This is a genomic window from Primorskyibacter sp. S87, assembly GCF_049801055.1.
Taxonomy (GTDB): Bacteria; Pseudomonadota; Alphaproteobacteria; order Rhodobacterales; family Rhodobacteraceae; genus JBNAGF01.
On record NZ_JBNAGF010000005.1, the window covers coordinates 100752 to 115008 of the forward strand.

At 61.1% G+C, this 14257-nt stretch carries 13 protein-coding genes; 8 read left to right on the forward strand and 5 right to left on the reverse strand.

Annotated elements, in window-relative coordinates; all coding sequences use genetic code 11:
• Window positions 1-20: 20 nt before the first annotated feature.
• From ACP15U_RS10515 to ACP15U_RS10550, 8 genes are all read left to right on the forward strand, one after another.
• On the forward strand, window positions 21-947 hold the full coding sequence (locus ACP15U_RS10515) for a hypothetical protein (protein ID WP_425045102.1): 927 nt from the start codon (window positions 21-23) through the stop codon (window positions 945-947).
• On the forward strand, window positions 934-1686 hold the full coding sequence (locus ACP15U_RS10520; protein ID WP_425045103.1) for a 5-oxoprolinase subunit B family protein: 753 nt from the start codon (window positions 934-936) through the stop codon (window positions 1684-1686). Before ACP15U_RS10515 ends, ACP15U_RS10520 begins: the two co-directional genes overlap by 14 nt.
• Window positions 1683-2693 carry a biotin-dependent carboxyltransferase family protein gene (locus ACP15U_RS10525; protein ID WP_425045104.1) on the forward strand — a complete coding sequence of 337 codons (1011 nt, stop codon included), beginning with the start codon at window positions 1683-1685 and terminating at the stop codon, window positions 2691-2693. The genes ACP15U_RS10520 and ACP15U_RS10525 overlap by 4 nt, the downstream gene beginning before the upstream one ends.
• Before the next feature lie 3 nt (window positions 2694-2696).
• A complete protein-coding gene (locus ACP15U_RS10530; protein ID WP_425045105.1) occupies window positions 2697-3467 on the forward strand; it encodes a LamB/YcsF family protein in 771 nt (256 codons plus the stop codon).
• A 163-nt stretch (window positions 3468-3630) separates the two neighbouring features.
• Window positions 3631-4893, forward strand: a complete 1263-nt coding sequence (locus ACP15U_RS10535) for an imelysin family protein (protein ID WP_425045106.1) — start codon at window positions 3631-3633, stop codon at window positions 4891-4893.
• A 222-nt stretch (window positions 4894-5115) separates the two neighbouring features.
• On the forward strand, window positions 5116-6612 hold the full coding sequence (locus tag ACP15U_RS10540; protein ID WP_425045107.1) for a di-heme oxidoredictase family protein: 1497 nt from the start codon (window positions 5116-5118) through the stop codon (window positions 6610-6612).
• Window positions 6612-7616 carry an imelysin family protein gene (locus ACP15U_RS10545; protein ID WP_425045108.1) on the forward strand — a complete coding sequence of 335 codons (1005 nt, stop codon included), beginning with the start codon at window positions 6612-6614 and terminating at the stop codon, window positions 7614-7616. The genes ACP15U_RS10540 and ACP15U_RS10545 overlap by 1 nt, the downstream gene beginning before the upstream one ends.
• Before the next feature lies 1 nt (window position 7617).
• The gene (locus tag ACP15U_RS10550; protein ID WP_425045109.1) at window positions 7618-8685 is read left to right on the forward strand and encodes a DUF1513 domain-containing protein; all 1068 of its coding nucleotides are present in this window, start codon (window positions 7618-7620) and stop codon (window positions 8683-8685) included.
• 47 nt (window positions 8686-8732) lie between these two features.
• Here the strand turns inward: ACP15U_RS10550 and ACP15U_RS10555 are convergent, their stop codons facing one another.
• The 5 genes from ACP15U_RS10555 to mreC are packed head-to-tail and all read right to left on the reverse strand — an operon-like array spanning window position 8733 to window position 14218.
• Window positions 8733-9665 carry a 2-hydroxyacid dehydrogenase gene (locus ACP15U_RS10555; protein WP_425045110.1) on the reverse strand — a complete coding sequence of 311 codons (933 nt, stop codon included), beginning with the start codon at window positions 9663-9665 and terminating at the stop codon, window positions 8733-8735.
• Between the two features lie 9 nt (window positions 9666-9674).
• Window positions 9675-10826, reverse strand: a complete 1152-nt coding sequence (rodA, locus tag ACP15U_RS10560) for a rod shape-determining protein RodA (protein ID WP_425045111.1) — start codon at window positions 10824-10826, stop codon at window positions 9675-9677.
• A complete protein-coding gene (gene mrdA, locus ACP15U_RS10565) occupies window positions 10823-12766 on the reverse strand; it encodes a penicillin-binding protein 2 (protein ID WP_425045112.1) in 1944 nt (647 codons plus the stop codon). Before mrdA ends, rodA begins: the two co-directional genes overlap by 4 nt.
• Window positions 12763-13302, reverse strand: coding sequence for a rod shape-determining protein MreD (locus ACP15U_RS10570; RefSeq protein WP_425045113.1), 540 nt, complete (start codon window positions 13300-13302; stop codon window positions 12763-12765). The genes mrdA and ACP15U_RS10570 overlap by 4 nt, the downstream gene beginning before the upstream one ends.
• A complete protein-coding gene (gene mreC / locus ACP15U_RS10575; RefSeq protein WP_425045114.1) occupies window positions 13295-14218 on the reverse strand; it encodes a rod shape-determining protein MreC in 924 nt (307 codons plus the stop codon). The genes ACP15U_RS10570 and mreC overlap by 8 nt, the downstream gene beginning before the upstream one ends.
• Between the last annotated feature and the right edge of the window lie 39 nt (window positions 14219-14257).

Genomic DNA, 14257 nt, shown 5'->3' on the forward strand with positions numbered 1-14257 from the left:
TCTCCGGGACCAGTGCAGACATGACGGGGCTCGGGCCTCTATTGTTCGTTGCCCGACATGGCAAGCTGGTTCTGATCGCCGGCCTCGTTGCCGGGATCGCATTGCCGGGATTGGCAACGGCCTTGCGGCCGTGGATCCCTCAGATGGTGGCGATTTTACTTTTTCTGACAGCATTCCGCATTGGTCCGCGGGAAACTGTGGACAACGTCGCCGCAGTTGCACGCACTTCGGTCACGGTAGTCGCGCTGCAACTGGCCTTGCCTTTGCTGTTCGTGGCCGGCATCGGTGTCGCGGGCCTTCCGTTCACCCCGCTTGCTCTGGCGGTAACACTGATGCTTGCTGCTCCGTCGGTGACCGGAGCCGCCAATTTTTCCATTCTGCTGGGGCATGATCCGGCGCCGGCGCTGCGGTTGCTGATCCTTGGCACTGCCGCTCTGCCGCTGACCTGCATCCCGATCTTCGCCCAGTTGCCCCAGTTTGGGGCGCTCGACGCGGTTCTCGTTGCGGCGGCTCGACTGCTGGTCGTCATATTGGCGGCAGCTCTGATGGGTTTCGCATTGCGTCACTGGGGTTTTCCACGGCTTGGCGAACGGGGCAGGCGGGCCACCGACGGGCTGACCGCCATCGCCCTGGCCGTTATCGTCGTGGGCCTGATGTCGGCCGTGCGTCCGGCTTATGAACAGGATCCGTCCAATTTGGCCTTTTGGCTTGCGGCAGCCTTTGCCGTCAACTTTGGCCTGCAGATTGCAACCTACTTGATCCTGCGGGCGGGCGGGCAGCCTGATGCCGTTCCAACCGCGATCGTCGCGGGAAACCGGAATTTCGCATTGTTCTTCGTGGCATTGCCGCCAGAGACATCCGACCCCTTGTTGATCTTCCTTGGCTGTTATCAGTTCCCGATGTATCTGACTCCGACATTGTTGCGGAGGTTCTATGACGCAGGCTGATCATCGCTTTCCGCTTGTGCGGCATGTCGGGCTGGACGGAATGCTGGTGACCTTTTCCGACCAGATGACAGAACCTGCCAACAGGGCTGCGCTGGCGTTTCGCGGGGCTGTGCAGGCGGCGGGCTGGAGTGCGGTCTCGGAAACCTCCACGTCGCTGGCATCGGCCTACCTGCGGTTCGATCCGCTACGCGTTCCGCACTCCGAAATCGAAACGCGGCTGCGCGATCTGTTGGGAGAGCGCAACTGGTACGAGGCGTCCTTACCGGCAGGTCGACGCCTGTGGCGCGTGCCCACCGTTTACGGAACCGATCTGGCACCGCAACTGGAGGATGCAGCCCAAGCTGCCGGTCTTTCCGTCGAAGAGGCCGTGAACCGTCTGGGGCAGTCCCGCGTCCGGGTTCTGACCATCGGTTTTGCGCCCGGACAGCCCTATCTCGGCCCGTTGGGTGCCGAGTTTAACATTCCACGGCTCAAAGAGCTGACGCCGATGGTGCCCGAAGGGGCGCTTGTGCTGGCAATTTCCCAGTTTGTCCTGTTTTCCGGCCCAACACCTACGGGCTGGCGGCATGTGGGGCAGACCGCGTTTCGCTGCTTTCGCCCGGAACAGGATCACGCCTTTCCCTTGAACCCGGGTGACGAGATGCTGTTCGAGTCGGTATCCCCAGCCGAGTTTGCGCGCATCCGCAGGTCTGCCACTGACGGAAATGGTGGTGCAGAGGTTCAGGAGATCCCGGCATGAGCTTGCGCGTCCTCGACATAGGACCGGCATGTACCGTGCAGGACATGGGGCGAGAGGGTTTTCTTGACCAGGGTCTGTCACGGTCCGGTGCTGCCGATCTGCTGGCGTTGCACGAGGGCGCGACTCTTCTCGGTCAGGATCCGGGGCTTGCCGCGTTGGAAATGGCCGGTATGGGCGGATCATTCGAAGCGTTGCAGGACACTCGCATTGCCCTGACTGGCGCGCCGATGCTGGCCAGTATCGATGCTGTCCCGGTGGTCTGGAATACATCTCATATGCTTGGAAAGGGTCAGCGATTGACCATCGGGGCCGTCCGGCGGGGCAGTTACGGCTACCTGCATCTGGGCGGAGGAGTCGGCGTTGCCGAGATGTTGCACTCCCGGTCCACCCATCTCGCCGCCCATCTGGGAACGGTCGTGCAGCAAGGAGACATACTACCGACCCTTCCTGACGGAGGGGACCGCATCGGGATGATGCTGCCTGTCGACGATCGGTTCTCGGGCGGCACCTTGCGCGTGTTGAAGAGTTTTCAGACCGGACTTTTCAGCCCCGATACGCTGGCCCGGTTTGAGGAGACGATTTTCCGGCGCGGTCCGCGTGCAAACCGGATGGGCATGCAGCTGGAAAGCGATGGCGAAGGGTTTTCGGCGTCCGGACAGCTCAACATTCTTTCCGAGGTCATCACGCCCGGTGACATCCAGATGACCGGGACGGGGAATCCGTTCATTCTGCTGCCTGAATGCCAGACAACAGGAGGATATCCCCGGATTGCCACGGTGCTGCCTTGCGATATTCCGCGTGCGGCGCAGGCGCAGCCGGGCGCCCAGATCCGCTTTCGATTTGTCTCGTTGCCTGATGCCCTGACCCTGCACGAAGCCTTTCAGCGGGATCTTGTTAAGCTACCGGGCCGACCCGAGCCGCAGGTGCGTGATCCAAACGACATGCCGGACCTGCTGTCCTACCAATTAGTAGGCGGAGTGATCTCTGCCACCGAACCGGGAGATTGAACCATGCCGAGTGTGGATCTTAACGCCGATATGGGTGAGAGTTTTGGACCTTGGAAAATGGGCGACGATGAAAGCCTGCTCAGGATCATTACGTCGGCCAACATTGCCTGCGGGTTTCATGCCGGCGATCCCGATGTCATGGCTCGGACCATGGCCCTTGCCGCCGAGAATGGCGTCGGGATCGGAGCGCATCCGGGGTTCCCGGATCTTCAGGGATTTGGCAGACGGAACATGAAAGTGCCGCTCGATACCCTGCGCAATCTGGTGCGTTTCCAACTGGGTGCGGCCCAGGGAATGGCGGCGGCGCTTGGTACGCGCGTTCGCCACCTGAAACTGCATGGAGCGCTGGCCAACATGTGCTCGGTCGATGAGGAAATGGCGCTTGCCTGTTATCGCGGTGCGCTGGACGTGGATCCGGATATCATCATCATGGTCCTAGCCGTCACCAGACAAGAGGCGGCGGCGCGTCAGCTTGGCTGCAACTGGGTCGGCGAGATCTTTGCCGATCGTGCCTACAATGACGACGGCACGCTGGTGGATCGCTCTCTGCCCGGGGCCGTGATCCACGACCCTGACGTGGCAGGCCCACGCATTCTGAACATGGTGCAGGAGGGTGCGATCATCACCGAAAGCGGCAAGCGCCTGGAAACCTCGATAGACACGATCTGCCTGCACGGGGATACACCAACTGCTGTTCAGATCGCCGCTTCCGTTCGCACCTGTCTTGAAGGCGGCGGCGTCGAAGTGGCCAAGTTTCCTAGCGGCACTGTTTAGGGTCGGCTACAATTTTAATCTGACAAAATTTGTCGGATTGACGTTCCTGAGTTTTTTAGTCATGTAATCCCCGTGTTCCTTTCCGATGTGGAAACGGAGGCGATTGGTTTATCGGGTTGGCTGCCTGCTGCCCGGCCTACGGATACTGACAAGGACGAGTTGGATGAAATCACGACTGTTTTGGACATCGGCATTGGGCGCCGCATTTGGCACGTCTGCACTGGCAGTCGAACGGGCCGAGGTGCTGAACACCTATGCAGATATAGCCCAGGCGACATATCAAGATAGCGCCGCAACCGCCCGCGATCTTGAAGCGGCTGTGGATATTCTGCTGGCTGCGCCTTCGGCCGAGGCACTTCACGCAGCCCGTGCTGCATGGCTGAAAGCGCGTGTGCCTTACCAGCAGTCCGAGGTATTTCGCTTTGGCAACCCAATCGTCGATGATTGGGAGGGCAAGGTAAACGCATGGCCGTTGGACGAAGGCCTGATCGACTATGTCGATGGATCATATGGCGGACCGACTGACGACAACGAACTTGCCGTTCTGAACGTTATCGCAAATCCTGTTTTTGAGCTGTCCGGAAAGCAGATCGATGCCACCGAAATAACGCCGGAGCTTCTGGCTGAAACGCTGCACGAGGCGGATGAGGTCGAAGCCAATGTTGCCACGGGCTATCACGCCATCGAGTTCCTGCTTTGGGGGCAAGACCTGAATGGACACGGAACCGGGGCGGGCAACCGGCCCTGGACCGATTATGCAACCGGCGATGATTGCACCGGTGGCAATTGCGACCGTCGCGGTGACTACCTGAAGGCGACGACAACCCTACTGGTGTCCGATCTCGACTGGATCTCGGAGCAGTGGGCCGGGGACGGCGCCGCGCGCAAGGCCGTAACCGAGGATGAGAGCGTCGGGTTGACGGCAATTCTGACCGGCATGGGTTCGCTGTCCTACGGCGAACAGGCCGGCGAGCGGATGCGCCTGGGGCTTATGCTCAATGATGCCGAAGAAGAGCATGATTGCTTCTCGGACAACACCCACAACAGCCATTACTATGACGGATTGGGGATCCAGAACGTCTATCTAGGCACCTATGTCCGGGTGAATGGCGAGATTGTCAGCGGCCCCTCGTTGTCCGAACTGGTGGCGTCGGTCGATTCCGATCTGGACGTTGAAATGATTACAAAGCTTTCGGAGACCATGCGCAATCTTGGCCGGATCAAAACGGCGGCCGAGGCCGGTTTCGCCTATGACCAGATGCTGGAACGCGGAAACGCTGGAGGCGAAGCGCTGATCATGGCCGGGGTCACCGCATTGACCGACCAGACACGGACTATCCAGCGTATCGTTGTCGCGCTGGGCCTTGACGAGCTTGAGGTCGAAGGCTCCGACAGTCTTGATAACCCGTCGGCGGTGTTCCAGTAAGCGATCACATCCCCGGTGCTTTGCCCGAAACCAAGTCTCGGCACCGGGGCATCTCAAAACTTGCCGTGTAAAAAAACAGGCTCACAGTGGAGCCGGAATGAACCTTCAGGGCTGAAATTTTCCGGCCAGATTGCACTGGTTTTTCCTTGTACTGGTGGATAATACCCTGCGGTGGCGGTGGGCCGCGGCATTCCCGGCTTGGTTGAGCAAAGGCAGCTAAAGATGATTTGCCCTGATCGGTCATTTCCGGTTCTGATGATCTTCGCGCTCTGGGGCGCGGCGACGGCGGCCGCGCAGGTTCGGGACGATCATCTGTTTCCATTGCCCCGCACAGAAGATGAGGCATCCCGAACCGTCGCTGTGACCCGGGCGGCCACCGATTTTTCTGTTCCGGAACCGTTCGAGGATCTGCCGGCAGGGGCCGCGACGATTCCGGCGCGCGATGACGCGGACGCATTTTCTCAACCCTCGGCCAACATGGAGTTCGAGCGCGAGCTGGACTTCCAGCTCGGCAAGGCGCTGTTCGAAAAGCTCTGGGTGTCTGCGCCATCGTCGACCAAAGCATCTGACGGGCTGGGGCCGTTGTTCAACGCGCGCGCCTGCCAGAGTTGCCATATTCGCGACGGCCGCGGGCATCCCCCGGAGGGGCCAGACGACAGCGCCCTTTCGATGGTGGCCCGGGTCAGCCTGCCATCGGGTGCCGGCACCTATCGGCCGCACCCCGTCTACGGACGCCAGGTTCAGGAATTCGGGTTACCGGGGCATGCTTCCGAAGGCCGGTTGACCGTGGCCTATACCGAGGAAATCATTACTCTGTCAGGTGGTGAAACGGCCCGTCTTCAAATCCCCGCTTATGAAATTCACGGACCGGGGCACGGACAGCTTTCCCCGGAAACAGTTCTGAGCCCACGAATTGCGCCGCCAATGATCGGGCTAGGTCTGCTGGAGGCGATACCAACCGGGGAAATTCTGTCCGCCGCCGACCCGGACGACTTGGACGGAGACGCCATCTCTGGCCGGGCGCCGCTTGTCTGGTCCGATGACCAGCAGCGGATGATGCCCGGTCGCTTTGGCTGGCGATCCGAGATCGCAACGCTGATCGACCAGACTGCATCGGCGTTTGCAATGGATATCGGGATTTCCACACCGCTATTGCCGGACCCGTGGGGGGATTGCAGCATTGTCCAGCGGGGTTGCCGGTCCGCTCCGCACGGCGATGGAGATGAGCGGGAGCAGGAATTGGACCGAGAGGCGCTGGAGCTTGTGACCTTCTACGGCAGAAACCTCGCCGTCCCGGCCCGCGAAGCAATCGGAGACCCGCAGGTGCTGCGCGGCAAAGCCGTATTCTACGAGACGGGATGCATTGCCTGCCATACGCCTAAATTTGTGACGCATCGCCTTCCGGGACAGCCCGAACAAAGCTTTCAGCTGATCTGGCCCTATTCTGATCTGTTGCTTCATGACATGGGGCCGGGATTGGCTGACAGGGACTTGTCCGGCAACATCGCGTCGACAGAATGGCGCACCGCACCACTTTGGGGTATCGGACGCACCGGGCAGGTCAGCGACCATACCCGTTTTCTGCACGACGGACGTGCGCGGTCGCTGCTGGAGGCCGTTCTGTGGCATGGCGGAGAGGCGGCCCCGCACCGCGCGACGGTGATTGCGATGCCTCCTACAGATCGCGCGGCTCTGATCCGCTTTCTGGAGAGCCTGTGATGATCCGGGTCATTCTGACCGCCGCCCTTGTTCTTGTTGCGCCTGTCGCCCATGCAGACCGGGTCGACAGCATCATCGAAACGCAGATTCTGCCGGATATGGCGGCCCTGGCAACGTCGACCACCGCGCTGGACGCCGCTGCGCAGGCGGATTGCGATCCCGGGTCAGAAACTCTCCAAACCGCGTTCCTGTCAGCGTTTGCAGACTGGACGCGCATCAGTCACCTGCGCTTTGGTCCGGTCGAGAAAGACAATCGCGGCTTTGCGCTGGCCTTTTGGCCCGAGCCGCGCGCCCAAACGTCCAAGACCCTAGCTGCATTGCTGAGCGCAGCCGATCCGGTGATTGATGATCCGGACAGTTTTTCGCAGGTCTCGGTCGCGGTGCAGGGTCTTTATGCGCTGGAATACATGCTGTTCGACGCCCGAATGAAGGAGCTGGGCGATCCGGCCTGTCGCTGTGCGATGGTCCGGGCAATTGCGGCAAACGCGGCCCGGATTGCGGGGGCGATCGCGGACGAATGGGCCACAAGCCACGCCGACCTGCTGCGAAACCCGACACCCGACGGGCCATACCAAACTATAGAAGAAGCCACGCAGGAACTGTTCAAGGCTGTGCTGACCGGCCTGCAAATCAATGCCGATCTTCGTTTGGGAAGGCCGCTGGGGTCAATTGACAAACCTCGCCCCAAGCGCGCCGAAGCCCGGCGGTCGGGGCAGTCTCTGGCCCATGTTGTGATCTCGGTCATCGCATTGCAGGATCTGGCCACAGCGTTGGCTGAGGGCGATACGGATCTTACCCGGGACTTGGATGCCGCATTCCGGCGCGCGCTGGAAGAGGCCGAAGCGCTTGATGATCCCGTCTTTGCCGGAGTGGCGACGCCAACGGGTCGAATACGGGTTGAGGCGCTGCAGCAACGCATCAACGAAATCCGCCAGATCGCCCAGTCCCGACTGGGTCCCTCGCTCGGCGTCGCTGCCGGGTTCAATTCGCTGGATGGCGACTGAGATGCCCTCGCGTCGAAAATTTCTGGCCGGGATGATGGCTGCGGGGATGGCACCACGCAGCAGCTGGGCCGATGCCGGGGCTCCGGATTTCCTGACGGCAGGTCAGACGGTGGATGGTCAGAACTATCTGTTCGGTCTGGATGAAGCCGGGGCAATCCTGTTTCGGCATCCGATCCCGGCCCGGGGGCATGCGGCCTGCGCCCATCCTCAACGTCCGGAAGCGGTGGCCTTTGCCCGCCGACCGGGCAGGTTTGCCTTGGTTCTCGACTGTCGGAACGGTGCGGTCCTGACGGAACTTTCCAGCCCGAATGGCCGCCATTTCTATGGTCACGGTTGCTTCTCGGCAGACGGCGACTGGCTGTTTACATCCGAGAACGATTATGAGGCCGGGCAGGGGGTGATCGGCGTCTGGAAGACAGATGCAGTGTATCGCCGCGTGGCCGAGTTTCCTTCGGGTGGCATTGGCCCCCACGACATCCGCCTTATGCCCGGAGGCGATGTGCTGGTCGTTGCCAATGGAGGGATCGAAACCCATCCCGATACCGGCCGCGCCAAACTGAATCTGCCGGATATGCGGCCCAACCTGAGTTATCTGAGCCGCACGGGCGAGGTCCTTGAACAGGTCAGCTTTGATCCTGATCGGCACAAGAACTCGATCCGCCATCTGGATGTTCGAGAAGACGGTCTTGTTGGTGTTGCGCTTCAGTGGCAGGGCGAACGTCACAATGCACCTCCGGTGCTCGCGCTTCATCGCCGTGGTAAGGCGCTGCGAGCCATTGGAAGCAGCCGACCGATGCACGGTTATGGTGGCAGTGTTGCCTTCTCTGGTGATGGTTCGATTGTCGGCGTGTCCTCGCCCCGTGGCGGTCGGGTTGAACTGTATGATGCGGCTTCTGGCGAATTGCATCGTATTGTCAAACGCGCTGATATCTGCGGTCTGTGCCGGCGTGGCGCGGGGTTTGCTGCATCCACCGGAGCGGGCGAATTGCTGCGGTTCGGCATGATTGGGGAAATCGGCAGCATCGCTTCCGGGATCCGCTGGGATAACCACCTTGTCGGGATCACCTGACGCCTCTACGCCGAGTTTCAGCGCCTGACGCCGATCCCGCCCGGAGCCTAGTAACCGGTTTCCCGGTCAACCAGATGCAGCAGAGCTTCGCCGGCCTCGCCGCGACGGATATTTTCGACGATCACCTGTGCGGCAGTCACCGGTCTGGTCTCTGACGAGATGTGTGGGGTCACGGTGACCTTCGGATGGGCCCAGTACGGGTGGTCCGATGGCAGCGGCTCTACCCGGAACACGTCCAGCGTGGCATGGCCGATCTGGCCACTGTCCAGCGCAGCCAGCAGGGCCTCGTCGTCGATCAACGGTCCGCGGCCGGGATTGATCACGAATGCGCCCGGAGCTGGCAATGCCAACCTGTCCGCGTTCAGGGTGTTTTCCGTTGCCGGGGTGTCCGGAAGTAGCAGCACGATGATCTCGGCACTCTTCAGGGCCTCGTCGAGACCCGCCTGACCGTTCAGGCAGGTGATGCCGGGGATGTCTTTGGCACGGCGGCTCCAACCCGTTACCCTGAACCCCAGATTTGCCAGCGCTTGTGCGGATGCTGCACCCAACGCGCCAAGGCCCAGAATCGTGACCCGGCGGTCGCTTGCCAGCGGTGGCGGCGCGGGTTGCCAGAGATGGTCGGGGTTAACGATATGGGCATCCATACCGAGGTGGTGGCGCAACACGTGCCCGGTGACCCATTCGGTCATCCCTTGGGTCAGACCATGGTCGACCATCCGTGCCAGCGGCACCTTGAGGGTTGGATTTCCGGTTATGCTTTCGACACCGGCCCACAGACTGAGAATAGCTTTGAGCCGGGTGAAGGGCGTGAAATCATGCAGCCCCGAACTGGGCGCGTAGACCACATAATCCACCTCGGCGGCGGACAGGTCAGTGGCAAGAACCACGTCCAGTCCCGCCTCGGTGAAATAGCGGCGCAAGAGCGGCTCATAGTCCGGCCAGATTGCGGGTCGGGCGGAAAACAGCACATTGACGGGCATGGGTATTCCTTATGTGACGGGTGCTCGGGGCCGGTGGACATGGGCGCTTTGGACGATACCAAAGGCCACCATCAGCACCAGCATTGCCGACCCGCCATAGCTGACCATTGGCAGCGGCACGCCCACGACGGGTGCCAGCCCCATGACCATCGACATGTTGACGGCAAAGAACAGGAAGAAGTTGAGCGCAATCCCGAGCGTCACCAGACTTGAAAACCGGTCCCGGGTGGCAAGCGCCGTGGCGGTGCAGAAAACAATGATCAGCGTGTAAAGACCAAGCAGAGAAAATCCGCCGAGAAAGCCGAACTCTTCGGCCAGCGTAGTGAAAATAAAATCGGTGTGCTTCTCCGGCAGGAAATTCAACCGCGATTGGGTTCCTTGCATAAAGCCGCGCCCGGTCCAGCCACCGGATCCCAGTGCGATCTTTGATTGGGTGATATGATATCCAGCGCCCAGCGGGTCTGTTGAAGGATCAAGGAAGGTGTCGATGCGGCGGTACTGGTAGTCTTTCAGCAATTGCCAATCCGTGCCCCGGCTTTTGAACACGGCCGTCACCAGCCCCACCCCCGCTGCAATGACCGCGGCGAAATAGGCCCAGTGCACGCCCGCAAGAAACATCAACCCGCCGCCAGCAGCCAATAGCAGGATCGACGTTCCAAGATCTGGCTGTCGCAAAACAAGAAAGGTCGGAAAAAGGATCATGACGACCGGGATCAGCACCCAGATCGGACGCGAGGTCTTGTTGGCAGGCAGCCAGTCGTAATATGCGGCCAGCAACATCACCAACGTGATCTTGGTCAGCTCCGAAGGTTGCAGTCGCATGAAACCGAGGTCGATCCACCGCTGGGCGCCCATGCCGACGGTGCCGACCAGTTCAACGGCGATCAGCAGCACGATCGACAATGCGTAAGCAACAACAGCCATGTTGCGCCAGAACCAGATTGGCACCATTGCCACGATAAGCATGACGGTCAAGCCCATGACAAATCGCTTCATCTGCGGTTCTGCCCACGGTGTGAATGATCCGCCGGCAACCGAATAAAGCATGAGGAAGCCAACACCAGCGACGGAGATCAGAAGCAGAGTGAGTGGCCAGTTGAGATAGAGAATCTTGCGGATGCCCGTCGGCGTGTGTTTGACGTTATACTCAAGATAACTCATGCCCGGTCGCTCCCCGAGCGGCGCAGGTCGGGGCGCTCGCGCTCCAGGCGCTCCTGCAGTTCCTTGATCCTTTCGCGGTCTTTCGCCGGATAGGCTTCCAGCGGTGGCGGTCCTTCATAGAGCGCCTGCAACATGATATCGCGCGCCAGAGGGGCGGCCGCTTTTGAACCGCCGCCGCCATGCTCGACCACCACCGAGACCGCGTATTTCGGATTGTCGTAAGGGGCGAAGCAGACGAACAGAGCGTGGTCGCGCCGCTCCCATGGAAGGTCGCTGTTCCGGATCACGCCGGCGGCGCGTTCTGCGGCGGTGATGTTGCGCACCTGGCTGGTTCCGGTCTTGCCGGCGAGCCGATAGGCATCCTCGATGATGCGGCTGCCATAGGCCGTTCCGCGCCGGTCATTGCTGACCGAATACATTGCCCTGCGAATCCGGCGCAGGTTGTTTTCATTTATGCCCATCGGCTCGCCGGCACCCGAAGGTTGTTCAACGCCGCCAATGGATTTTACCAGCCGGGGCGTGACGCTTCGGCCAGTGGCGATGCGCGCGGACATGACCGCCAGCTGCATGGGTGATGCCAGCATGAAACCCTGGCCGATCGAAGAGTTCGCCGTGTCGCCGACCAGCCACTCTTCGTCATGCACGCGAACCTTCCAGTCGCGGTTCGGGGTCAGGCCTCGGGCGACAGCGGACATTGGAAGGTCGTGGCGGACACCCAGTCCCAACCGGTTGGCCATTTCCGAAATCCGGTCGATCCCGACCTTGAGCGCCACGTCGTAGTAGTAGACGTCGCAGCTGCGCTTTAGCGAAGTGTTCAGGTCGACATAGCCGTGGCCACCACGTTTCCAGCAGTGAAACCGGCGGCTGCCGACTTTCAGGAAACCGGGACAATAGACGGTATCGTCCGGTCCGACAATTCCGGCCTCGAGCGCGGCCAGCGCGGTCACCATCTTGAACGTTGAGCCGGGCGGATATGTGCCCTGAACTGACTTATTCGCCAGCGGCCGATAGGGGTCGTCCTGCAAACTGCGGTAGTCGGCAACCGAAATGCCCCGCACAAAAAGGTTGGGATCATAGCCGGGAGCCGAAACACAGGCCCGCATGTCACCGGTTTCACAATCAATGACGACTGCGGCGGCGCTTTCCTTGCCCAGCCTTGCCTGAACATAGCTTTGCAGATCCGCGTCGATGGTGATCTGCAGATCGGCGCCGGGCTGGCCTTCGCGCCGGTCAAGTTCCCGCATGACACGCCCTGCGGCATTGACCTCGACCCGTTTGGCGCCGGCCTTGCCGCGCAACAGGCTTTCGCGCTTGGCTTCCAGACCGACCTTGCCGATCTGAAAGCGCGGAATGCGCAGCACGGGTTCGGGATCCTCGAGCTGTTTGAGATCATAGTCACTGACCGGGCCGACATAGCCGACCACATGGGCAAAGGCATCACCACGGGGATAGACGCGGATCAGACCCACTTCGGGGGTGATGCCGGGCAGGGCCGGGGCATTCACCGCGACTTTCGAGATATCCTCCCAGCGGATCTGGTCAGCCAGCGTGATCGGGAGAAACGGCGGCGAGCGACGCATTTCGGTGCGGGCGCGTTCCAGATCTTCGCCGTCCAGAGGGATCAGTTGCGACAGGTCTGCAATCACCTTGTCAACATCGCCGGCATCTTCGGGTACGATCACGATCCGGTAAGACGGCGAATTCTGCCCGATGATCTTGCCGTTACGGTCAAAGATCTCGCCGCGTGACGGGGGGATCAGGCGGATGTTGACGCGGTTTTCTTCGGCCAACAGACGAAACTCGTCAGCCTGATCAACCTGCATGAACCTCATTCGCATAGCCAACCCGCCGACAAAGGCAGCCTGCATGCCGCCCAGCACAAGAGAGCGTCGCGTCAGCAGGCGGTGAGTTTGTTGAAGCTCGCGCGGATTGTGTTTCATGCCCGACCTCCAAAGGCCTCGGCATCCGAGGGTGCCAGTTTGCGAACACCCAACAGGTACTGCGTTGCGAACGCTACAAGCGGATAGACCAGAACGGTCAGAACCAACTGGCTCAGTGTCAGCCAGAGCGGGGCTTGCTGCACAAGAAACAGGCCTAGGATCACCCGGTTCAAAAGTGTGACCGCCACCAGAACGGCCCCAACGGACAACCATTCGCCCACAAAGCTTGCATCGCTCATGCCCGCGGAACTGCCACGCAGATAGGCCGCGCCGATGACGACCAACGACGACAGCAGGCCGGGCGGGCGCCCGAACAGCAGATCAGCCAGAAGCATTACCAAAGCGACACTGAGTATCGGAACGAAATCGGGCCGCCGTAGCGACCATGCGAAGGTGAAGGCAATAAGCAGGTCCGGTGGGGCAAGGCGTCGGGGCACTGTTTCAAGCGGCAGCAGATGAAAGAACATGATCAGAAGTGCCAGACCGAGATAAACCAACCGCATGGCCCAGATCCGCGAAGGCGCGCGTTCACTCATTGCGGGCCTCCTCTTCTGTTTTCGGAGCGTCGGCTCCGCCGGGATGGGGAACCGCACGCACCGGCCCGACGATCCCGCCCGGATCATCAATCGGCACCGAGCCATGATGGCGCAACACCCGCAAGAATTCGAGCCGTTCGTAATCTGCCGACAAGCGCACGCGAAGCCGCCCGGTGGGTGACGCTGCGACCTGTCCAATCAGCAGTCCGGCGGGAAACACGCCGCCATCTCCGGAACTGACGACCCGGTCGCCGGGGCGAACCATGTCGGGGTTTTCGAGGAAATCGATCACGGGTGCTGCGGTGTTGTCGCCGGCCACTAGCGCGGTCTGGCCCGAAGGCTGGATGGTTGCAGGAACCGAGCTGGCCGCGTCGGTCAGCAGGATCACCCGTGCGGTGTTGCGTCCAACGCCCGAGATCCGGCCGACCAGCCCGATCCCGTCCATCGCGGCCCAGCCGTCGACAATTCCATCCCGTGCTCCGACATTCAGCAGCACTGATTGCCGAAAGGGAGACCCACTGTCGGCCATCACCACGCCGGTTATGAAGGTCAGCCGAGGATCCAGTCGCACGTTGTTGAGGTCCAGCAACCGCGCGTTTTCCTGTTCGAGTTGGAGGGCCGCCTCTTTCCATGCTCGCATCTGACGCAGTTCGCTACGCAGTTCGCGGTTTTGTTCGGACAGGCGATGATAGCTCTGGAAATCCCGGACAAGATTGATGGTCGCCGTCACCGGAACCATGGCCCAGTCCATCGAGGGAACGACTCGGTCTGTAACTTGCGCGCGAAACCTTTCGACCCGGGGGCTGTCGATGCGCCAGACAAGGAAGATGCCAAGCAGACACAGCAGGATCACCCCCAGAAGGAGACGGCGCAGGGGGGCTCCGTATTCCTCGCGCTGTGAGCGGTCCTTGGCCAAGGATCTCCTTTCGGCGCAGCTCGGGTCTAAACCCTGCGG